The organism is Methanolacinia petrolearia DSM 11571 (assembly GCF_000147875.1).
In the GTDB taxonomy this organism is placed as follows: domain Archaea; phylum Halobacteriota; class Methanomicrobia; order Methanomicrobiales; family Methanomicrobiaceae; genus Methanolacinia; species Methanolacinia petrolearia.
This window is the reverse complement of the sequence record NC_014507.1, coordinates 1039051-1061883: the sequence shown is the minus strand read 5'-3', so window position 1 is coordinate 1061883 and position 22833 is coordinate 1039051. Positions and strand designations below refer to the sequence as shown.

17 protein-coding genes are annotated in these 22833 nt (G+C 49.3%); 6 read left to right on the top strand and 11 right to left on the bottom strand.

Annotated features, from left to right (window positions below; translation table 11 throughout):
* The first annotated feature begins 24 nt into the window (after positions 1 to 24).
* Entirely contained in the window at positions 25 to 588 is a 564-nt protein-coding gene (locus MPET_RS05365; protein ID WP_013328991.1) for a carbonic anhydrase, read from the top strand.
* Positions 589 to 606: 18 nt separating this feature from the next.
* On the opposite strand, the gene MPET_RS05360 is transcribed toward MPET_RS05365, so the two are convergent.
* From MPET_RS05360 to MPET_RS05335, 6 genes are read right to left on the bottom strand one after another with little or no spacing between them, the layout of a single operon-like run.
* Positions 607 to 1122: an NADH-quinone oxidoreductase subunit B family protein gene (locus MPET_RS05360; RefSeq protein ID WP_013328990.1), complete on the bottom strand. Its 516-nt coding sequence runs from the start codon at positions 1120 to 1122 to the stop codon at positions 607 to 609.
* A gap of 8 nt (positions 1123 to 1130) precedes the next feature.
* Complete coding sequence (locus MPET_RS05355; protein WP_013328989.1) at positions 1131 to 2684, bottom strand: NADH-quinone oxidoreductase subunit D-related protein; 1554 nt, start codon at positions 2682 to 2684, stop codon at positions 1131 to 1133.
* Positions 2684 to 4159, bottom strand: a complete 1476-nt coding sequence (locus MPET_RS05350) for a proton-conducting transporter transmembrane domain-containing protein (RefSeq protein ID WP_013328988.1) — start codon at positions 4157 to 4159, stop codon at positions 2684 to 2686. The genes MPET_RS05355 and MPET_RS05350 overlap by 1 nt, the downstream gene beginning before the upstream one ends.
* Positions 4156 to 4845, bottom strand: a complete 690-nt coding sequence (locus MPET_RS05345; RefSeq protein WP_013328987.1) for a hydrogenase-4 component E — start codon at positions 4843 to 4845, stop codon at positions 4156 to 4158. Before MPET_RS05345 ends, MPET_RS05350 begins: the two co-directional genes overlap by 4 nt.
* Positions 4842 to 5792, bottom strand: a complete 951-nt coding sequence (locus tag MPET_RS05340) for a respiratory chain complex I subunit 1 family protein (RefSeq protein ID WP_013328986.1) — start codon at positions 5790 to 5792, stop codon at positions 4842 to 4844. The genes MPET_RS05345 and MPET_RS05340 overlap by 4 nt, the downstream gene beginning before the upstream one ends.
* Complete coding sequence (locus MPET_RS05335) at positions 5789 to 7747, bottom strand: proton-conducting transporter transmembrane domain-containing protein (protein ID WP_013328985.1); 1959 nt, start codon at positions 7745 to 7747, stop codon at positions 5789 to 5791. Before MPET_RS05335 ends, MPET_RS05340 begins: the two co-directional genes overlap by 4 nt.
* Positions 7748 to 8503: 756 nt before the next feature.
* Between MPET_RS05335 and MPET_RS05330 the strand changes: the two genes are divergently transcribed.
* The 5 genes from MPET_RS05330 (at position 8504) to MPET_RS05310 (ending at position 13883) form a co-directional block, all read left to right on the top strand.
* A complete protein-coding gene (locus MPET_RS05330; protein ID WP_013328984.1) occupies positions 8504 to 9373 on the top strand; it encodes a formate/nitrite transporter family protein in 870 nt (289 codons plus the stop codon).
* A 28-nt stretch (positions 9374 to 9401) separates the two neighbouring features.
* Positions 9402 to 9914, top strand: coding sequence for a hypothetical protein (locus tag MPET_RS05325; RefSeq protein ID WP_013328983.1), 513 nt, complete (start codon positions 9402 to 9404; stop codon positions 9912 to 9914).
* A gap of 56 nt (positions 9915 to 9970) precedes the next feature.
* The gene (locus tag MPET_RS05320; protein WP_013328982.1) at positions 9971 to 10312 is read left to right on the top strand and encodes a hypothetical protein; all 342 of its coding nucleotides are present in this window, start codon (positions 9971 to 9973) and stop codon (positions 10310 to 10312) included.
* Between the two features lie 269 nt (positions 10313 to 10581).
* Positions 10582 to 12636: a formate dehydrogenase subunit alpha gene (fdhF, locus tag MPET_RS05315; protein ID WP_013328981.1), complete on the top strand. Its 2055-nt coding sequence runs from the start codon at positions 10582 to 10584 to the stop codon at positions 12634 to 12636.
* A gap of 2 nt (positions 12637 to 12638) precedes the next feature.
* Complete coding sequence (locus MPET_RS05310) at positions 12639 to 13883, top strand: Coenzyme F420 hydrogenase/dehydrogenase, beta subunit C-terminal domain (RefSeq protein WP_013328980.1); 1245 nt, start codon at positions 12639 to 12641, stop codon at positions 13881 to 13883.
* 503 nt (positions 13884 to 14386) lie between these two features.
* Here MPET_RS05310 and MPET_RS05305 read toward each other — a convergent pair.
* The 5 genes from MPET_RS05305 to MPET_RS05285 all read right to left on the bottom strand — a co-directional run bounded on the left by MPET_RS05305 (position 14387) and on the right by MPET_RS05285 (position 22792).
* Positions 14387 to 16174, bottom strand: a complete 1788-nt coding sequence (locus MPET_RS05305; protein WP_013328979.1) for a chloride channel protein — start codon at positions 16172 to 16174, stop codon at positions 14387 to 14389.
* A 66-nt stretch (positions 16175 to 16240) separates the two neighbouring features.
* On the bottom strand, positions 16241 to 17857 hold the full coding sequence (locus tag MPET_RS05300; protein WP_013328978.1) for an ATP-binding protein: 1617 nt from the start codon (positions 17855 to 17857) through the stop codon (positions 16241 to 16243).
* Positions 17838 to 18860, bottom strand: coding sequence for a DNA double-strand break repair nuclease NurA (locus MPET_RS05295; protein ID WP_013328977.1), 1023 nt, complete (start codon positions 18858 to 18860; stop codon positions 17838 to 17840). The genes MPET_RS05300 and MPET_RS05295 overlap by 20 nt, the downstream gene beginning before the upstream one ends.
* Complete coding sequence (locus tag MPET_RS05290) at positions 18857 to 21652, bottom strand: AAA family ATPase (RefSeq protein ID WP_013328976.1); 2796 nt, start codon at positions 21650 to 21652, stop codon at positions 18857 to 18859. The genes MPET_RS05295 and MPET_RS05290 overlap by 4 nt, the downstream gene beginning before the upstream one ends.
* Complete coding sequence (locus tag MPET_RS05285; protein WP_013328975.1) at positions 21653 to 22792, bottom strand: metallophosphoesterase family protein; 1140 nt, start codon at positions 22790 to 22792, stop codon at positions 21653 to 21655.
* Between the last annotated feature and the right edge of the window lie 41 nt (positions 22793 to 22833).

Below are 22833 nucleotides of genomic sequence, written 5' to 3'. Positions count from 1 at the left end.
TGATAAAAGAATTTGAGAGATGTTATGATTGATGCTTTTATCGAAGGTAACAAAAAATTTGTAGAGAAGGAGTTCAGACGGAAGAAGGATCACTATTCTTCATTATCAAAAGGGCAGAGCCCGAGGTCGCTCTGGATTACATGTTCCGACTCCAGGGTGAATCCTGAAAGAATTACCTCGGCCGAGGCCGGAGAGATCTTCGTTCACAGGAATATCGGCAATATCGTTCCTGAAGATGACCTGAATATCGCAACAGTGCTCGAGTACGCTGTGAACCACCTTAAGGTCGGGCAGATTGTAATCTGCGGGCATTCGAACTGCGGGGCCATGAAGGCGCTCGTATCCAAAGGCAGCACCGGCGATCAGTATATTCCGCAGTGGCTTGAGGAGGCGAAGCCGGCCGCCGAGAATGCAGTGTCACGCGGTTGTCCTGAAAAGATGAAAACCCTTGAGATAGAGAATATAAAACACCAGCTTGAAAACCTTAAAAAATATTACATGGTCCGTGATGCAATCGACCAGGGCAGACTGGAGGTACACGGGATGTATTACGATCTCGAAACGGGCCTGATTGAGGAAGTGGCCTGAAAGATAATATTTCAGGCTTTAATCTTTTTTAGCCTCCTTCATGAGGGCCAGAAGGCTTTTGATCATATCCACGGGTTCGGGAGGGTTTCCCGGGATCTCAAGGTCCACCGGAACGACCGAACTTACCGGGCCGCAGATGGCATAGCTGTCTTTGAATATGCCGCCGTTGCATGCCTCGTCTCCGATTGCAACGACAAATTTCGGGGACGGGGTTGCATCGTAGGTCTTCTTCAGGGCGTATCTCATATTGTGGGTCACGGCACCGGTTACGAAAAGGACGTCGGCATGACGTGGGGATGCAACGAATGTCACCCCAAAGCGTTCGACGTCATAGTAAGGCGAGCTGAGGTTGTTGATCTCGATCTCGGCGGCGTTGTCGCTTCCGCAGTCGACCTCCCTTATTGCAATGCTCCTCTTGAAGACCGAGTTTATTTCGGCCTTCAGCATCGATCCGTATCTCTCGAAGTCCGAATCGTTTACTTCGATCCTCTCTGTCAGAGGTTTTTGTATCAATTTACCAAAGAATCCCTTCATTTTCCGCCTCACAGATCGTTCCCCGCATAGGAAAGGTTCAGGCTCTTGTTGATCACCGGAAAGTCCGGAACGATGTTTCCGATAACGGCATGCTCGATCGAAAGCCAGTTCGTGAAAGATGCGGTTCGAACTTTGTATCTCCAGATCTTTCCGTCGCGAATTTCCAGGTAATGCAGGTTCTGGCCCCGTGCACCTTCGACCATCGCGAATGCACATCCGTCGTCGTAGATGTCCGGTCCGGATGTTTTGATCTCTCCTGCCGGCATCTCCCCGGTGATGCCCTTTATGAACCGTGCCGATGCCTGGATCTCTTCTGCCTTCTGCATGAAGCGGGAAAGCACATCGCCGGCATCGTGTGAAGGGACCACTGGAGTGTGGTGATTGTAAATTCCGTACGGATAATCCGTCCTCACGTCTCTTCTGCTCCCGGAAGATCTTGCAGCGGGTCCGGTCAGGTTTAATGGTCTGATAAGCGACTGCCTGATGATTCCTGTTGTGGCGAGCCTGTCTATGACCGATGAAGAGTTAATCGCGGAATCATATGCCTCTTTTACAGATTCGCCGATCCTGTCTGCAAATGACTCCAGCAGCAGGAGATCGGTCGATCCGACATCGCCCGAAACGCCGCCGATGGTGATATAATCCCTTATGAACCTGTGGCCGAAGAGCTTCCTGTTCATTCTCATGCACTCCTCCTTCAGGGCCATGAAACGGCTCGCTCCGACAGGGTAGGCGACATCGGTCAGCATCCCTGCACAGTCGCTTAAAAGCGAGCAGATTCTCTCCATCTCAAGTGCGATGCCTCTCAGCGTCTCCGCACGAAGGGACGGCCTGATGCCTGCGATCTTTTCGGCCGCAAGGCAGAAACAGACGGCATTTGCAACGCTCTCGTCTCCGGATATCGATTCGGCAATCTTCAGGCACTCTGCCGGTTTCTTTCCCTCGGCGAGTTTTTCGATCCCCCTGTGGAGATAATATAGGCGGGTTTCGAGGTTGAATATAGCCTCCCCGATTACGCTGAACCTGAAGTGCCCCGGCTCGATGATTCCTGCATGAACGGGCCCTACTGCGACCTCGTAGACTCCTTTTCCGTCGAGTCTCCTGAATTTATATAGCTCCTCTTCAGGAACAATCTCCCTGACGTTTACGGGTCCGTTGCAGAACGATTTTTTCAGCGGGTGGAAATCCTTCGGATAGGCGGCATGGAGGATCAGCCTCCTCGTGTCGAAAGAGCCCCTGAAAAGGATGCCGAAACCGTCGGTGATCTCTCTTTCATACAGGGATGCTGTAGGAAACTTTTCTGCAATGGAGATCGCATCACCGGAGGTTTCGTATTCCATCTCGTAAATACGCCTGTTCTCCTGGCTCTCGAAGATGTATGTCAGCCTGAAAAGATCTCTTGTTGCAGAATCCTCCCGGCAGAAGAGGCAGAGCAGGACATAGCCAGATCTTTTCAGGTATTCGATCCGTTCACCAAAATCCGTGTCAATTTCGGCAAGATGGAATTCGTGTTCCATTACGCCATTGTTTGCAATCATTGTGGGTTTACAGGAATCTGCCATTACAACGCACCTCCCAGTCCGAGCTCCGAGATTATCATGTTTAAGTAATTGTAGAACCAGTCCGGGACCATGATCCCGAAATAAAGCATGAGCACCAGCAGGAACACAATACCGATGTGCATGCCTTTTGCAACCGGATAATGCTCCGGCTTCCTGATGCCGGCACCGTCGGACCTGCAGGAGAAGGCGTTCCAGATGAACCTGAACAGGGCGAAGGAGGCGATTGCGATAAAGAGCAGGATCAGAATTCCTGTTAGTGTATCGAATCTGATCGCTTCGAGCAGTATGAACAGTTTCGGTAGGAAGACCGGGAAGAGCGGAGTCCCGGTTATCGCAAGGGCGCCTGCGACAAGGAATGCCGAAGCGGCGGGCTGCATATCGAAGGCGTCGCAGATCACGTCCTCCTCTGCCGGGTTTTCCGATTTGTACTGCCTGTGGATGATTCCTGCCGAAAGGAAGAGTTCCGCCTTTGTCAGTGAATGTGCAAGGGTCTGGAACAATACCCAGAAGACGGCAATGGGGGTCCAGAACGAGAGGCCGATCAGTATCAGGCCCATATTCTCTATGCTCGAACATGCGATCAGCTTCTTCAGGTTGTGCTGGCGCAGCATCATCATCGATGCGACGAACACGGTCAGGATTCCGAAGAAGAGGACGAACATGCCTGCGGTCTCTGTCTCGGGGACCTGCCTGATAATTGCATATACGCGGATAATTCCGTATATCCCTATATTGAGCAGAACGCCGGAGAGCACTGCACTAACGGCGGACGGGGCCTTTGAATGCGCATCCGGGAGCCAGGTATGGAACGGAACGATACCGCTCTTTGCCGAGAATCCGATGAACACGAAGAAAAACGCCGCCAGCGAGACTGCGGGATCAAAGCCCTGCGACATGGTCATAAGCTCCGACCAGTTCAGGGTTCCCGCCCCTCCTTCGGTTCTCGACATCTCGAAGAGGAAGATGAGCCCGATAAATGCGAACAGCATCGCGGTGGATGCGATGAAGATGTACTTCAGGGCCGCGTCGATATTCTCCTTCGCCGCGAGACTTGCAACGAGCATTGCCGAGACGACGGTGGTTATCTCGGCGAGAATCCAGAACAGTGCGAGATTGTCGGAGAGGAAGACCAGCGGTGTTACGGTCATCAGTATGGAGAATCCGCCGTAGAAGAGCCTGAGGCTTTTCGGGTTCAGCTCGCCGGTTTCAATCAGGCGTGTGACATATCCTCCCGCGTAGAGGGATGCCGCGAAGAACACGACGGACGAAAGCCCTGCCTCGAATGCGGAAAGATGGTCGACCCTGAAGAATCCCGAGGTCTCCGGGATGGCGCAGGCGAACATGATGTACCCTGATATCGCAATGTTTGCCGCAGAATGAAGTATCAGTATCACTTTTTTCGATCTGTGGCCTTTCAGGATCATGATCAGGGAGAACGCGATGATTCCCGTGATGAGATAAAGAATGGCCGTCATTGCTCATCCTCCCCCGCCGGCCAGATGTGATACCTAACCAGGCGCTCCTGGAACTCCTCGAGCGAAGAGTCGATCCCTATTGTCAGGATTGTCGTAAGAATTACGAGGATGATGAGATCTACGAGGATCATCACTTCGACGATGAAGGGGAGTTCAGTGGCGAAGCACCCGAATACGAGCACTCCGTTCTCCATCGAAAGGTATCCCATGACCTTCGTGATCGTCTTTTTGCGGCTGAATGTTACAAGCATCCCCATGAGCATCAGCGATACTCCGACTATCGAACCCAGGAAGAAGAGGGGGTTTTCCGTCGCGAAGCTGCCGAAGACCCCTGAGAACACCACGTATACCAGGAGCATGAGCATGAGCGACACGACAATCGAACCGGCCGGTTTGAGGTAGCTGAATTCGAGGTCTCTCCTGATATGGATCTTTTTCTGGATTCCTGAAATGAATGACGGGATAAGAATTACTTTTGCCGCGAATGTGATTGCGGCGATCAGGAGAAGCGTATCCTCTCTTGTCATATACCAGAGAACGCATGCCATAACCGTGATCAGGAGGGACTGTATCGAATACACCCTGACAAGTGCGGAAAGAGTCCTCGTGGATATGATCAGCGCCGCTGTTATCAGTATCAGGACGAGTATTATCCTGACTGTATCTGACATGACTGCGTCGATCATGCGAACACCTCGATGATGATGGTCAGCGCCGAAAAGAAGAATGCGGTCATGAAGAGCGTGGGTATGCTGAAGAAACGCATCTTGGCCATCGACGACTCGAAAAGGCCTACGATCGCCGCAAGGATCAGCCCCTTCCCGAGGAACAGCAGTGCAGCGATAAAAATTCCGGGCACCAGGAGGTCCCCGCTGCCCATAATCCCGAAGGGAACGATGATCCCGATTAAAAGCCCCATGTATACGGCCTGTTTGACGGCATGCGAGAGCTCCATCAGTGCGAGGTTCCTTCCCGAATATTCGAGGATCATTCCCTCGTGAATCATCGTGAGTTCGAGATGCGTTTCTGGATTGTCGACCGGGACACGTGAGGTCTCGATAATGAGTATGAGGAACACGGATATCGAGATCAGGAGAAGTGTCGGCATCGTTGCAATGTCAAGTGCCGTTGTCTTTTCAAACATCTCGAATATGTCGAGCGTTCCGAGGACTGTTGCAAGTGCCGCCGCGACGATTATGATCGTGGGTTCGATTACGGTCGAAAGGCTCATCTCTCTTGAGCTTCCCATCCCCCCGAAGGTGCTCCCTGCATCGAGTCCCGCAAGGGAGATCATGAACCGCCCTATCGCCAGGATGTAGAGGAACAGGATTATGTTTCCGATTCCCCCGAACGAATCCGGGATGAATATTACGGGCACGAAAAGGGCCGCAAGAATCATTACCGCCAGTGAAACTACTGGGACAGCACGCGTTACCCATGAAGACGTGTCCGAGTAGACGGCCTCCTTTGAAAGAAGCTTGGCGATATTGTAGTACATCTGGAACAGCGGCGGCCCCTGCCTTCCCTGCATTTTCGCCTTGACTTTTTTGACGACTGTCATGAAGAGCGGTGCGAGGAGAATCACCACGCCGGCGTTCACCAGGCAATAGATGATGCTTTCAAAGGCGATCATTGCATCAGCCCCAGGTATATTATAACCGAAACCACGGTGATGAAGAGGTAGAGAAGATATGTATCGAGACTGCCGTTCTGGTGCCTCGATACGAGTTCCGCGAATCTTTCGACGGCATGTCCGGCAGGGATGTATATGTACTCCTCAAAAAACCGGATGAGTCTGATCCCGCCGGTGCCGGATTTGAAGATGCATCCTTCAGAATCGTAATACTCTTTTTCAAGGCACTGCTTTGTCCTGAACATCGACGAAAAGATTGTAACGAGGGGCTGTGAAAATCCCTCGGATGTGTATTCGATTCGTGATGCCGGCCTTCGTATTCCGCAGTCCCATGTCACCGAGATCCTGTCGGAAGGATGCCTGATCGTCTTCAGCGAAGCGTAGACCAATAGAACAACCAGGAGCAAGAGAAGGCTGACGGAGAGCATGTCGGGAAGGAATCCCGGGTAGCCTGCAAAGTCCATAATCATCCCGGAGAATACTCCGGTGAGGATGCATACGCCTGCAAGAATTGCGGGGCCGATTACCGCTCCGGAATGCACTTCTTCCGCCTCTTCGGCACATTTTGACCGGGGGAGCCCGAGGAAGGAGATCCCGAATGCCTTGACGAAGCATGCAGCGGACATCGCACTCGTGAGGGCGAACAGGGAGAGGATTACCAGGATTAAAAGCCGCATATATGCTCCGACCTCCTGGAACGAGTAGATGAGTGATTCGAATATCATCAGTTCTCCTGCGAAACAACAGAGGGGAGGAATTGCGGATATCGCGATCGCCCCGACAAAGAAGATGAAACCGGTATTCGGCATTCTTTTTATGAGCCCTCCCATCTCGTCGATATCTCTCGTATGAACGGAATGGACCACGGACCCGGCTGTCATGAACAGGAGCGACTTGACGATTCCGTGGCTGAATGCATGAAAGAGAGAGCCTGCAAGTGCGAGCATTCCGAGAAATTCATAGGAAGAGGCTGTAAAGAGGACGAACAATCCGATTCCGAGGAATATGATCCCGATATTTTCTATGCTGCTGTATGCCAGGAGCGCTTTTATATCGGACTCTTTCATCGCGTACATGACTCCTAGAACGGCGGAAAGCAGGCCGAGCACGATTATTGCCCCGCCCCACCAGATCTCGATTTCAGTGATGTCAAGGAGAACTCTCAGGAGACCGTAAACTGCAATATTCAGCATTACGCCGGACATCAGTGCGGATATTGCCGAAGGTGCAGCCGGATGTGCATACGGGAGCCATTTGTGCAGCGGAATCACACCGGCCTTTATCGAAAAGCCGACCAGAAGAAGGCAGAAGATCAGACTCGCGGGCTCTCCCGATACGGGAGCGATCCCGCTGAAGGTATAACTCCCCGATTCACTAACCAGTGCAAGGAACCCGGAAATTATGAACACGGTCGAAAGCTGGGTCATAGCAAAATAATACATTCCGGCCCTCTGCGTTTTTTCGTCCTCGTATTCAAACATTACAAGAAGAAAGGAGGATATTGCCATGAGCTCCCAGCTGATTATGAACCCGACGATGTCCCTCGATATGAGGACCAGCGCCATGGATATTATGAATCCGTACATCAGGGCGTTTCGCGTACTGATGCGTTTTTGAAGGTTCTTATTTTCCCCCTCTTTCAGGTCGCCGAGTATGTAGAGAGATACTGCACACGACACAATTGCAAGCAGGAGAAGGAAAATTCCCGACAGCCTGTCGATCCCGAAATAGAGGTCGAGTCCCGGAGCAAGCGGGTAGGTGCCAAGAATAATCTCCCTGTCTCCGGCAAAAGCCAGAAGCGATCCCGATGCAGTCAGCAGCGAACCGCAGATCCCCGTGAATGATGAGAGTTTGTTTAATGACTCTTTCCCTTCTCCGGCGAATGTTGCGATAGCCGCAGAAACACAGGCCAAAGCCAGAAAAGCCAGACCTGTGATTATTAACTCCAATTCCATTTTTTTAATCCCCTTGAAAAATACTCCCTTTCATTATGCCCGGATAATGAAGATGGTATAATAGACATTCTCATTTGTTGTACTGAAAAAAACCCGGCTGAATATGTTGTCTCATCCCTGATGTTTGTTAAGAATAATTACTGTCAAATACGCCGGTTAATTTAAAAATATTACTAAAAAATAGATTATTTCTTTCATACGATAAATCTATTTGAGACAGGTGTTGTGTCCTGCCGAAAGGGCTTGTTTTGTGAAATTAATTATCTTCCGGACGAATGACGCGCATTAAAAAATAACAGATCTTTCCTATTCAGCCGCCCTAAAAGACATACTGATATTTTAATCTTTTACTTTTGAAATTTTTGTATCCTATTCGTCCTCAATAATTTTTCAGGAACCGGAGGGCTATATCAATTTTCTAATTTTGAAGTCCACGTGATTTTATGTTTTTCCGGACTCGATTTGGAAACAGATCTCTCTTTTATTAGGCATAATTGCATATCACTATATCATTCATATGTGTGTTGCTAATATGCGTGCCAGATGAAATGGTATCCTATTTAACTTAACTTTTAAATTTTGTAAATAATTGTTAAAATCAAAACTCTTCAAAAAATGGCATTTTTTGGAAATAAATCGCATTTTCCACGTAAAAATTTGAAAAGATTTATATATGGAGATTTTATGAATTTAAATTGCCTATATTTGTTGCATGCGTTTCACGAAGCAGATAAAGGCATTTAGAGGTTGTATAGTATGGTATTTCATGCCCCTGTTACTATTGTAGCAAAAACTGGAGATGCAGGCAAGTACAAGGTGAGCCTGCCTGCATGGAATATGCTTCTCCGTGGATTCATGGCCGGAGCATATATCGCAATCGGAGGTGCCCTGGCGACAGTCTGTTCGACAGGTGTATCTGCAACGCTCGGTGCAGGTATTGCAAAACTTGTTTTGGGTGCTGTCTTCCCTGTCGGGCTTATTATCATCGTTCTTACCGGTGCAGAACTCTTTACCGGAGATGCGATGTTTGCCCCGATGGCAGCTTTCATCCATAAGGTGAGCTGGGCTTCTGTCCTGAATTTGTGGGTCTGGGTTTATATCGGAAACCTGATCGGATCGCTGGTCTACGCGTTCTTCATGGCCTATGGTCCGCTCACAAGCTGGTCGGGCTCGGTCGGAACAGCAACCGTATTTGGAGGTACCGCTGTCAGCATTGCTGCAGGTAAAGTGTCTTATGCAGGTTTCTTCGGGATGTTTTCTGCATTCCTAAAGGCGATCTGTTGTAACTGGCTCGTTAACCTTGCAATTCTGCTTGGAATTTGTGCGGACGATGCAATCGGCAAGATTGTCGGAATATGGTTCCCGATCATGGCTTTCGTATCGTCAGGATTCGAGCACTGTGTAGCGAACATGTACTTCATCCCTGCGGGGATAATGACGGCCCCCTACCTTACGGCCGATCAGGTCGCTTCAATAGGTGCCGAGAAGATTGCAAATCTTAACTGGGTAACGATGTGGACCAATAACATCATCATCGTAACCATAGGAAACATCGTAGGCGGACTGTTCTTTGTAGGAGTCCTGTACTGGTACGCATTCAAGAAGGAAATTGAAGCGAGCAAATAATTAGGTTTCAGAATAAATACTGATTCAGATGAAAATCAAAGGGACGCGGGTGAGGATCTCTTTCGTCAGCCTGATTGTGGCTGCAATCCTCATCTTTCTTCTTGCCCTTTACTTTGCGGCAAGCGGGGATTATTTTGTTTTAATATGGGGTATTGTCTCCATTATTATCCTGATTCTGATCCCGATCGGACTGAACTATATGAGCCAGAGCCAGTATGCAGGGCTCGAACCTATATACGAGGCCGAGGCGAAAAACACGAAGATAAAGATGATCAACCCTTCGTCGATAGGAAATGTAGTAAGGATAGAAGGCGTGGTTGAAAGAGCGTTGTTCAAATTCCTGAACCGGCCGCAGTATGTTGTTGCCGACAGGACCGGCGAAATATCCGTGAAGATGTTCACATCCCCGAAAGAAGATGTCGATACAGAGGACTATGTCGAAGTATACGGTCAGATCATAAGGCGTTATGTCCTTGTCGGAGATCCTGTAATCAATGCGGTAATCATACGCAAAACGGATCGCAAAAAGAAGCCGGAGTGACTTCCGGTTAATTTGTATCAGTTTAAATTACTTCAATGCAATTTTAATTATTAATTATGGTTTCTTCAGTATTGCAGGATCTCTCTGCCAAAAAAAAGATTTGGGTCGTAGTGCCCTCGGTCTCTTTTGCCGGCATCATTATCGGTTTTCTCTTTAATGAAAATCCGGTTCTGGGGTATCTCGGCGTTGCGGGATGCATCATATCCTCATTTATTCTCGGAGGGATGGCATTTGTCAACGAAAAGAAAGATATCGTGGCCCTTCTTGCACCCCTGTACGCCATCATAATATTCAATCCGTGGAGTGAGTACAACACCGGCTATGTTATGCAGATACTCTTTTCTCTGACAATCTTAGTTGTGACCGCGAGGTTTGTATTGAGATTTTATTCGGAATAACGATATTGCATATCAAATAAGCAGTGCAATAAAGCCGCGCAAATACGAATTACGGGAAAATTAAGGTTAAATTCTCTTTTTAGGTCACTAAAACCCAATTCTGTTAATCACATTGGATTTACAAACAAAAAATGTAAACTTGTTTGAAAATTGTTAAAATTTTCAACAAATGCTAAAAAATCGAAATTCATTCGATTTTCATAAGTTTATTTAACAATGTTTATAAGCGATTTTTTTTCAAATTTCTATTGTAGAGAGGTACAATGACTATGGATTTTAAGTATGTCCCGACCACCTGCCCATATTGTGGTACGGGATGTTCATTCAACCTGGTAGTCGTTGACGGAAAAGTTGTTGGAACGGCTCCGTTCCAGCGTTCCCCCGTCAACGAGGGCAGAGTGTGCCCCAAAGGGTCATATGCCCATGAATTCGTGAATGCCCCGGACAGGCTTAAAACGCCTATGATCAAGAAAGACGGCAAATTTGTCGAGGCTTCCTGGGATGAGGCACTTGATCTCGTTGCTGAGAAATTTGCACAGTACAAGGGGGAGCAGTCATCTGTGATATGCTGTGCACGTGCATCCAACGAGGACAACTATGCACTCCAGAAGTTCGGCCGCTGTGTAATGCAGACTCCTAACATCGATCACTGTGCAAGGCTCTGCCATGCATCGACGGTTGCGGGACTCGCACAGATCTTCGGATCGGGAGCGATGACGAATTCTGTCTCGGATCTTGCCGATACGAACTGTGCGTTCATCATAGGCAGCAACAACTTCGAAGCCCACCCGCTTGCAGGACGCAGGCTGATGCAGGCAAAGAAGAAGGGAGCAAAGATTATCGTTTGCGATCCACGCAGGACTCCCACCGCCAAGCAGGCTCATCTTCACATCCAGCACTACTCGGGAACCGATATCGCCCTCCTGAACGGTATGATGCAGTATATCATCCAGAACGGCTGGGAGAACAAGGACTTCATCGAGAAGAGAACCGTCGGGTATGAAGAGTTCAAGAAGAACGTCATGCAGGAGAAGTACAGCCTTGAGAACGTTTCCAAGATCACCGGCGTTCCGGTCGACGATATAAAGACCGCATGCCAGTGGATACACGAAGCGGAGAAGACAACGGCAGTATACACGCTCGGTATTACGCAGCACACTGTCGGTGTCGACAACGTCCGTTCGGTCGGTTTCCTCCAGATGCTTACAGGAAACATGGGCAAGCCCGGCACGGGTGTCAACCCGCTGAGAGGACAGAACAATGTCCAGGGCGCCTGTGATATGGGTGCACTTCCGAACGTATTCCCCGGTTACCAGAAGGTTACCGACGAGGCAGCCGTAAAGAAGTTCGAGGATGCATGGGGCTGCAAGATGCCGGCAAAGATCGGTCTTACGATCCCCGAGATGCTCGACACATTCGCGGACGAGCCCGAGAAGCTGAAGTGCCTGTATCTTATGGGTGAGAACCCGATCATATCCGATCCTGATATCGCACACGTCGACAAGGCACTGAAGAACATCGAGTTCCTCGTTGTCCAGGATATCTTCCTTACAGAGACCGCAGAGTACGCCGACGTCGTTCTTCCTGCAGTTTGCTATGCCGAAAAGGACGGCACACAGACGAACACGGAGCGCCGCGTTCAGCGCTGGAGGAAGGCCCAGGATGGTCCCGGCGAGTCGAAGTATGACTGGCAGATCATCGCAGAGCTTGCCGCGAAGATGGGAATGGGCGACAAGTTCCCATGGGCAAATGCGTCCGAAGTATTTGACGAAATGGCCGCACTTACCCCCCAGTACTGCGGTATGAACTACGAGCGTATCGAGAAGGAAGGTCTCCAGTGGCCCTGCCCGACATGCGACCACCCCGGAACGAAGGTTCTCCACTGCGAGACATTCGCCGGCATGCCCGACGGAAAGTCGGTATTCGCACCGATCGAGCACAGGCCCCCGGCCGAGCAGACGGACGCCGATTACCCGTTCATCCTTACAACAGGAGCGACAATCTGGCACTGGCCGTCCGGAACGATGACACGCAGGAGCGAGAGTCTCAACAGGGACTGCCCGACAGGATGGATCGAGATCAACGAAGAGGATGCGGCAGAGATGGGTATCGAGACCGGAGACATTGTCACTGCATACTCCCGCAGGGGAGAGGTCGACGTGCCTGCAAGAAAGACGCCGGACATCAAGAAGGGGGTCATGTTCATGCCGTTCCACTTCTGGGAATGCAGGGCGAACTGGATTACCAACACGCCGTATGACCCTGTCTCGAAGACACCGGAGTACAAGGCCTGTGCTATAAATGTTAAGAAGAAGGAGGCCTGAAGATGGCAGCAAAAGGCGATATGGTATATGCATGGGCTTCGAATCCCGAATGCCTGAAGAGCGGCGAATGCGGAGGAGCTGTTACATCACTCCTGAAGTACGCACTTGAAAGCAAGATGGTCGACGGTGTCCTTACGGTTGCAAAAGGTGTCGATCTCTACGATGCAAAACCCGTGTTCATCACCGACCCCGAGGATATTGCAAAGGCAGCCGGTTCGCTTCACTGCGGAACGCTCCTCCTCCCGAAGCTCATAAAGAAGTACTTCAACGGTGCCCGCGACATGAAGATCGCGATCACGCTCAAGGGCTGTGATGCAAAGGCGATGTACGAGCTTGCAAAGAGGCAGCAGATCAATCTCGACAATGTAATCATGATCGGTCTGAACTGCGGTGGATCGGTCGCCCCTGGTGTAGGACGTAGGATGATCGCTGAGAAGTACGAGGTCGACCCCGACACCGTACACAAGGAAGAGATCGACAAAGGCAAGTTCATCATCGAGTATGAAGGCGGCGAGAAGGGAATCTCGATCGACGAGCTCGAAGAGGAAGGATACGGACGCCGTTCCAACTGCCAGCGCTGTAAGACGAAAGTACCCCGCCAGTGCGATCTTGCCTGCGGTAACTGGGGAGTTATCGGAGACAAGGCAGGAAAGGCGACATTTGTCGAGATCTGCTCCGACAAGGGTGCGGATCTTGTTACAAAGGCGAAGAGTGCAGGTGCAATAGAGACTGCAGCTCCGAACCCCGCGGGAATCGACATTCGTGCGAAGATCGAGAACTCGATGTACAAACTTGCCGACAAGTCAAGGGCGAAACAGTTCGGGGAGCTTGGAGAAGGCAAGGAGCGCCTGGACTATATCATGTCCGAGACCTCCCGCTGTATCAAGTGCTACCAGTGTATAGAGAACTGCCCGATCTGCTACTGCGTGGAATGTTCGACCAGGAAGCCTCACCTTGTTCCGCCGGGACAGGTTCCGCCACCCTTCATGTTCCACCTGATTCGCTACACACATATTGCCGACTCATGTATAAACTGCGGGCAGTGTGAAGAGCTCTGTGCGATGGACATCCCCAACGCTCTCTTCATGCACGCAATCCAGCTTGAGATGCAGGATATGTTCGGATACGAACCGGGTGTCAACATGGATCTTCCTGTGCTTGCACTTGTTGAGGAGCCGGCCGAAAGGAAGCGCCTTAACGACACGGGAACCGACCAGATCTTCGACATCTTCGGGAAGAAAGAATAAAAACCAAATCTAACTACCTGAATATCCTCCACAACTTTTTCAGGTAAACCTCAGAACACAAAAACTCAGGACAAAGGCTCATAATAAACCGAAGGAGGAAAGGGAAACCACCTTCTCTTTTTTACCCAAATTTTGGATTTTTTTCTTGATTTGAATTAATTTATCTCTGTGAGATTGGAAACTTTGAATCCGCCATCATGTACAAGGGAGGGGGAGGTTTCCCCCCTCCCTGTGACCCTCCCTCTCATGGCGATAGGTCGCCGTCGGGATGGGCAAGCATCCCTCCGGCTCCAAGAGAGTTCCTTTTTCGACTGATCCTCTAGAACCACTTCAGATTCTAAATATTCATATCTTCTCGGCCGAGGCTACCCGGAGGGTAGCGTCCAGGCCGGGTTATCGTGATAGCGCAAGCCCTGAGGTCAGGGCGTGTTCGCGAAGCGAACTGCGCAAGGGTTGCCGCCTGTTGAAAAATTTAAAAAAGAGTTTTCTAAAAAAAATCCAGATTATTGATTCATTCTTTTTGTGTAAGCCCGCATGATATCAGTAGATGTAATGAACCCTTCAAGCTTCTCGGGATCATTGTCGTCCACCACAGGAAGATGATGTATTGCGTTAGACATCATGACGGACAGGGCCTTTTCAAGAGATGAGCTTGAGTTGATGGTTACCAGTTCCCTGACCATGATCTCTTCTATCTCGACATCTTCTGAATTGTCCATCTCCTTCCGGATATTTCTCAGGGTTACTATTCCCACGAGTTTTCCGTTCTCAATGACCGGAAAACCTGTGTGGAGACTTTCGTCCATAATCTTAATGACCTCTTTTGCCGAGTCCGACGGACTGATACAGATTAGATCTTCCTTTTTAGTCATCGCCTCTCTTGCGGGAATCTCTTCCAGAATCTCGACGTTGTATTCGCCCCTGTGGGCACCGGACTGTGCCTTTGTCGGGACCTGCTCCCTGAATATCGTGCTGTCTCCGGTGAGTATGGTGGAGATCGCGACAGCGCCCATCGCAGGAACAAGGAGCGAGAAGTCGCCGCTCATCTCGACGACCATTATCATCACGGCTATCGGTGCATTGGATATGCCACCGAAGAGAGAGATCATTCCGACGATCACGAATGCGGGAACCGTAGCAAGCGGTATAATCTCAGGGATAAAGAAATGGAACAGCATTCCCAGAGCCCCGCCTACTGCTCCGCCTATAACAAGTCCGGGCGCGAACACACCGCCGCTCCCGCCTGATCCTATCGTAAGTGATGTCGTTATGATCTTGATAAACGGAAGGAGGAGAAGCACAGTCAGGGGCAGCATATTGTATAACGAAAGCTGGATGAAACCGTAACCTGCTCCGAGACCTCCGAGAGCTGCAATCATGGTGTCATGGGAGATGTGCGCAAGTGCGATAACGAGAAGCCCGATAATTACCGCACCTGCGAGCGGTTTGAAATGATTGGGGATATTATGTTTTGTGAAAAATCCTGAAAAGAGATCTCTCGTGGAATAAAAAGTTTTGATATAGAGAAGACCGAATGCAGAGCAAAACACTCCAAGTACCAGGAAGAACGGGATCTGCGTCACGTTCCACGAAATTTCGGCACCTGAAAATATCGGGTCGTATCCTTCGAAGTAACCGAATATCGAGTAACCTATTATCGAGGCAAGGAAGGCCGGGACGACCGCTTCAGATTCGAAATCACGGTAATAGAGAATCTCTGCGGCAAGCAGTGCACCTCCAAGCGGGGCCTTGAAGATCGTTGCGATTCCTGCACCGATACCGGTTGCAATCGCGATTCTTCTTTCGTGTTCGGACAACTTGAAAACGTCGCTCATCACCGACCCGAATCCAGCTGATATCTGTGCCGTCGGTCCTTCCCTGCCCGCACTTCCTCCTGTGGATATCGTGAGAATTGAAGAGACTGCCTTTACGATAACAACCCGGGGGCGGATTCTTCCTTCCTTGTGGAATGCACGTATTGCCGCATCCGTTCCGTGGCCTTCAGCCTCGGGTGCGAAAGTGTATACCAAAATTCCGGAGAGAAGCGCACCAAATGATATTACGGGGAGAATCAGCCAGATATTGATAGGTGGAGTCCACCCGGCGATCTGGGCGGCGGTCTGACCCTCTCTCGGGACGGTATAGTTGACAATCCAGTCCATAAAGAAGAGCGAACCGTACTTAAGTCCCCAGAAAAAAAACAGGGCTCCGAACCCGGAGATCAGGCCGATCATTATGCCGAGAAGCATAGTCTTTTTAAAATAGCTTGTATCCCCGGTGAAGTACCTCATTTTATATATTTTTGGGTGTGAAAATGGTTTAAATTTTCTTTTTTACTTCGGAGAAATTTGCAAAAATCAGAATCCGATTCTCTCCGGAGTGGGGGATTTGGGTGTTTTCTTATTAAGGGATGCTACATATGTTTCGAATTTGTGAATTTTGGTGCTGACAGGGAACGGGATCTTCGGTGAACTTATGATCGCCTCACCGGTATCGAGCGTCTGGATCTCGGTATCCATCTCCGAGAGATCCTGTTTTGCACTCGCAGAGACTATCTGCCTGTCATTCCTGTCCCCAAGCCCCATGATTACGAATGTATTGAGCTGGGCAAGAACTTTGGGATCGATATTCTTCGGCTGCTGGGTGATTACACAAAGACCTATGCCAAATTTACGGCCCTCCATTGCGCATTCCCTGAAGATTTGTGTCTTTCCCGCTCCTGACCCGAGGACCCTCTGTGCCTCCTCTATAGTAATGAGGACATTCTCTATATCGTCCGAACCCGTGTCTGTGAATTTCTCTTCGTTCTGGTGAATCCTTAGAAGTTTTCTTGTGATTATCGAGAGTACGAGGAGCTCGCTCTGTTCGCTCATCCCGGGAATGTCGATCAGTACGACTTTCCTGTTGTGAAGTGCAGTGACGATCTCGTCGATTGCGGAGGTTCTTGGTTTTAGGAATTTTGAATTTCTGCTGACGAGCGAGTTCACTCTTCTCTGGATGACTTCAAGTGTGCTCGGGCTGAAGTTCCTGACTCTTGATGCGATATGGATGTGGGGCCCTGTGTAAGTCTCGGGAACCTGCGGGTCGAACTCCGAGAAATCGGTATTCATGAAGAAGTCAATCAGATCTCCGCCGTCGAGATCGTCGAGGATCTCTACAAGCTCTCTCTGGGCCTGCGAATGCTCGTAGAGGAGGAAGAGATCGGACGCCCTGAAATCGTCGTACGAGAGCGTAAGCCTGTTCAGGCTGTATCTTTTGATATTCAGATCACTTATCGTGAATACTGTCAGGCCGTCCCTCCCGTTGCTATAGTTAAGAAGGCCTGTCACCTTATCTCCTGTCGAAGACCTCCCGCCCGCAACATATTCCCCATGGGGATCGACCATCAGGAGGCCGAACTTCCTCCCCTTCATGCACGATGCACAGAAGGTCTTCATGAAGTTGCTCTTTCCCATTCCCGTCGTAGCGAAGACGCCCATGTGCTGCGGCAGGATTGAACTGTGCAGGGAGACAGGAACATCCTTCAGGACTTCCTGCCCTGTTCGCATCATGCCTACCTCGATGTCGCCCATCACCGATTTCAGGAACCTGAAGTCCTCGTCGTCGGGCTTTGAGACTTCCGAGAACTTGGTCGGGATCGTTCTGGCCTTCCTGAAGGTTCCTCCTGATCCAATGCTCTTATCAATGCACCCGAGGGGCGTGGCTTCCGCGGTGATGTATACGTCCTCACCGAGATTGTAGAAGTGGTTCGTATGGGGCCTCGTGTCCCATTTGGAATCCGCGAAGTTGCTGTCATGAAGGAGATCGGTTATCTTTGCAAAGAAAACAAGGTCCTTTTCACTGTCCGTTATCTTGAGGATGTCACCCACGAATATCTTTTCATTGTGCGGAACCGTGAACCTGTAGGAGAGCACGCTGTTTCCGACAAGCCTGTACTTGGAATAGTCGTTCGTTTCAATATCTTGCAAATTCATCGTGAAGGTCTCCGAAGAGCTGGTTGTATCTTGTCCGGTCGATGCCGTTTTCATCAATCCTGCCGATAACATCCTGCCTGATGATATCGGTTATCTCCTGCGTGATGCAGCATTCCCTGTGCGCCTCCATCAGGGGATACGGGTAACCCGGGATTCTCCCGTCGCCTGAATACTCAGCACAGGCGGAAAGAGCTTTGTCTGTATATTCATCAGTTAGATTTTTAGGAATTTCGGCCCTTAAAACGATTTCCGATGCAGGGTGAAGTTTTATAATGTAGCTTCTTCCATTTTGCCATTCATCTTTTTGTTTTTGGTCTATGATTTCTTCGGGTACCTCGATATACCAAGGAGCTTTAATCCTGAATTCGGATGCAACGGCGTTGAGTGTGATGTCGAGGGGAAATCCATTCCATGTCAACGAAGTCCTTTTCGAAACTGAGACGAGATAGATCCCCGTTTCTTTACAATCTTCGACTATATCTGAGATAACAGGATGATGAGTAGCATGACTTGTTTTAAGGCTGCCGTCTAACATAAGACAGTCACCTCTTCTTAATTCTTTAACTGTCTCCTTTGCTGTCCAATACTCCAGTGTATCCCTGAAGACCGATGCAGCTCTTGAGGGTTCATCATAGATGAGATTTTTAGGTTCTTTCTTAAAGCATTCCTTATAGAGGTTAAGATATTCCTCATGGGTATGTAATTTAGAAATACGTGGAAGTCTCAGGGGGGTTGTCTTTGTGAAGAGCCGTTCTCCTCCCCTGAATGCGACCGAGACCGCCCGTAGTGCAACGACTGAAAAGGAACCGGATTCGAGGATCATGGCGTTGCTCCCGTCGACTGCCGCAACGGTGGAGTCAAATCCATTTGCCGGGCTTCTGAAGTCTTCGGGATTTATCGGGGCGTCTTCGATAATCCTCTTCAGTGGTTCGCCAGAGCAGATCCCGTTGATGTACCCGGCGACTGAGTCGAGATCGTCCCGATATAATCTGTTGTTTCTCAATCCGACACCTCGATTACCTCGCTGCTCCAGTCATCTTTTATCTTTACAAGGAGGGACGTCGAGAACTCCCCCTGGATATCGCCGATATGGGATATCAGGAAGATCTGCGGGAAGTGCGACTCCTGCGTCCTTAGAGCAGATATCAGGTTGTTCCGCCGCTCTTCGTCCTGGCTGCCGAAGATCTCGTCGAAGATCATAAACGTCCCGCCGTTCATGTGGTGCATATCGGCAAGATACCTGCTCAGTGCAATCCTCAACGCTATTGCGATATCGTCCTGTTCTCCCCCGGAGAATCTTCTTGCGGGGAAGTTCTCGCCGAGGTCATTTACAAGGATATCGAAATTTTCATCGATGAGGACGTTTTCGTACCTGCCGCCGGTGATCTCCGAAAGAACCTGTCCGACTTCGCCCTCGATCTTTGCCCTGATAACATTCAGGAGGTATACTATATACTCCTTCATCAACCCGCGTGTCTTTTCGAGAACGACCATTCTCTCCTGGAGTTCCGAATATCTTTTCTTTCTCTCTTCGATATCGGCAGTTTCTTTCTCCAGTCTTTCGATCTCTTTTTTAAGATACTTTATACTGCTTTCAAGTTCTCCTGCTTCGATCTTCTTTCCATTGATCCTTTTCCTGCAGTCCTCGACATTCAAGAGTGCGGATTTAACCATCTCATCAGAGATCTCCATGGATTTCAGCGTTGCTTCAGTCGTAGAGATCTTTTTGGAGTTGAGATTCATTTCTTCTTCAAGACTCCTGATCTCATCTTTCAGCGAAGGGATCTGGTCGATCTTCGGTTTAAGTTCGAGGTATCTCTGGTGGAGAGCTTCGGCTTCTTCGAAAGCCGTTTCAAGTCTCTTGTATTTCTCAGGGTCAAACCCGAGTTCCGAGAGTTTTTTATTTTCGTTTTCGATATTCCGGGAGATATTCGAGATCCTGCCTTCAGTATCTGCCTTGCAGGAAGAGAGCGACTGTTCTTCTTTTAATCTCATCTCTATATCCCGGAATTCATAAAAGATCCCCTCCAGCGATTTTATCGATCCCTCCATTTCCCTGATTGCCGAATCTGAAAAAGAGATCTTAGAGATATCTTCGTTTAACCTGCTTTCGTCTCCGATTGTCTCTTCGACCTTCAGGTAGAGTTCCTGTCTCTTTTTCTTATTTGCCTCAAGCACAGATATGATCCCGATGGCTTCTCTCTTGACCGATTTCAGTTTGTCCAGCTTATGAATTGCCTTCTCATACTCAGCTTGTATCTTTAGGATTTTATTTTTCAGTCCGCTGCATTCGTTTTCATTCAATTCGATTGTTGTTTTCAGTGACTCTTCGAGAATCATGTATTGATCTCCGAGCCTTCTCTTGCACGTGGGGCATTCTCCATCCTCCCCGAGTGCGGTGATCTCCTCAAGCTCCTTCGAGAGTTTTTTCCTCTCGCGGTCAAGTGTTTTGACAAATTCTGTGAGTTCTATTGATTCTTTGGAGAGCCTTTTTTCCGCAGCTTCGAGTTCTTCGATCTTTAAATCGAGTTCTCCGGAATAGCCTATCACTTTCAGCCTTTCTTCAGCCCTTTCGATCTCATTCCTTAAAGATTCCGCCTGTTTTGTGTAGTGCTTCAGCTGCTCCCTGACTCCGATCCTCTTGCCCTCAAGCCGCCTGAATTCCTCTTCGCATTTTTTCAGCCTATCATATTCTTCAAGGAGCTCATTACGCCTAGAAATTTCAGGAAGGATCTCGTCGTGTCTCTTTTTATCAGCAGATAACGATTTGATCTTCCTGTTTATCTCGTCTAGCCCGGATCTTTCAAAGTTCAGTTTATATTCGAGAGTTTCAATCAGTGATGAGATCTTTGAATGAGCCTTTTCCTTTTCCTTGTATTCGTTGTATTCACTTTTTACAATGCGATAATTCTCTTCTGAAGCCGCCGGTTTCTCGAATACAGGGAGCATCTTTTCATATTCGGCCAGCTTTTTGCCGAATGCTGATCTATAATCCGACTTCTGCCTGTTCGCTTCCCAGATAAGACCTATATCCTTTTCGAGCTCCCTGTACTTATTCCACTTTTCGGAGAGGGAATCAGCGGTTTTCTTAAGTTCAGTCTCTTCTCCTTCGAGATCTTTTATCTCCATGAACGTTTTTTTAAGATCTGTTTCGGCTTGCTTCATCTCCGCTGCCGCAGCATCGATCCTCCCCGGGAGATTCTCTTTCTCCTTCTCTTCGAGATAGCTCCCGAGACCTGCCATGCTCGTTTTGCATTCGTCGATGAGCGTCTTTATCTTCGCGTCGGCTTCTTTTTTCAGGAAATCGATGCCGAGCATCTTCATGAACCATTTCTGCCTTTCCGCGGGAGAATCGTCAAGAAGAGAGCTGAGATCCTTCTGGCCGGCATATATTGTGTTCTTGAAGTCCGAGGCCGCCATGCCAACGATCCTCTCGATCTCCGCTTCGACCTGGCTGACCCCGTCAGCGAGGAGACCTCCGTTAATCTTAATCTGGGCCTCGTGCTGGGTCGTGGAGGGAGTTTTCCTGTACCAGCGGGTAATGGTGTAGTTGTTCCCGTCTTTCTGGAAGTCGAGAGATACAGAGCATTTGTCCTTGCTGTTCGAACCGGAACTGTTGATGAAATCCCCTTCGATCCCCGCCCTGACACCATAGAGTGCGAAGAGGATTCCCTGCACTATCGTACTCTTACCCGAGCCGTTATTGCCGATGATCCCTGTGATCCCGTCATTGAAATTTATCGTCTCGTCGGAGTAACGTTTGAAATTTTTAAACTCTATTCTCTCAAGGATCAACTATTCCGCCTCCCTGTGTTTCTCAAGCACCGTTTTGAATATCCCCGTGCCTGTCTTTATGACCTTTTCTTCAAGACCACCTTCGAGCCCCTGTATCCTTACGAACTTCCTGAACTCATCTACATAATCGACGGATGAAGGATCTTCGGCCTCAAAACCCCGATTTACAGGATCTATCGTGTCGGTCGTGATCCTGAGATTGAGAACCAGGTCTTTGATAGCGGTCATCTCTTCCCTGTTGATATTTCTCATCTTCTCCCTGAGGATGTTTTCAAGCCTGACCTGGCAGATTGTTCCTGCGGGATCTTCCATCCTGTCGATTATCGATGCGATCTTTTCAGTGATCTCAGAGGGGGTAATGGTGCCGCAGTCGATCTTCCCGAGGTTCGCCATAGGAGTGTTGGGGAGTTTAAGCGGGACAACTTCACCCGATTCCGTGTCGACAACAAGGCCGCCCTTCGTATCGTTGATCTCGTTGTATGAACAGTATTCGATCGAGCCGGAGTACCATGCGTTTTCGGAAACCTGCTTCTGCCCGTGGAAATGGCCGAGGGCGATATAATTGAAATCCTCCGAGAGCATCGTCGAATCGATCTCGTGTTCAGCAACCGTCCTGAGGCGGTAGTCCCTGAGGGTGGTAGCGAGGCCATGAGTCACCATGACATTACATGTATCCGGGCTGATCTCGATCTCGTTGAATGCGTCCCGGTATTGCGACGCATTCAGCATATTCGGGATTAAGTGAAAAGTGGTGTCGCCGACCTCTGATTTTTCATAACTGTATTTGTATGCACAATGAACCTCCGCCCTATGATATTTGAGCACTTCGAAAGGAGAAGGAGTGTAGCGGGTCTTTGGCATGCTGTGGTTGCCGGAGATAAGAATTAGGGGGATTTCGGCCTCTTCAAGCATGTTGAGTGCGGACATCACCGCGATGTATGCATGCGTTCGCGGTTTGACCCTGTCGAAGAGATCGCCTGCATGAACGACGGCATCCGGCTTCTGCCTGACAACAATCTTCATCGATTCGAGGAAGTTGTCGTAGACTAATCTCTCGCGAAGATTCATCCCGCTATCGGGGTCGATCCTGTTGAATCCCGCAAGTCCCAGGTGTGTGTCGGCGATGTGGACGATCTTCATCTTGAATATCCTGATATCTTATTTCTGCTTCATCCGCTTAT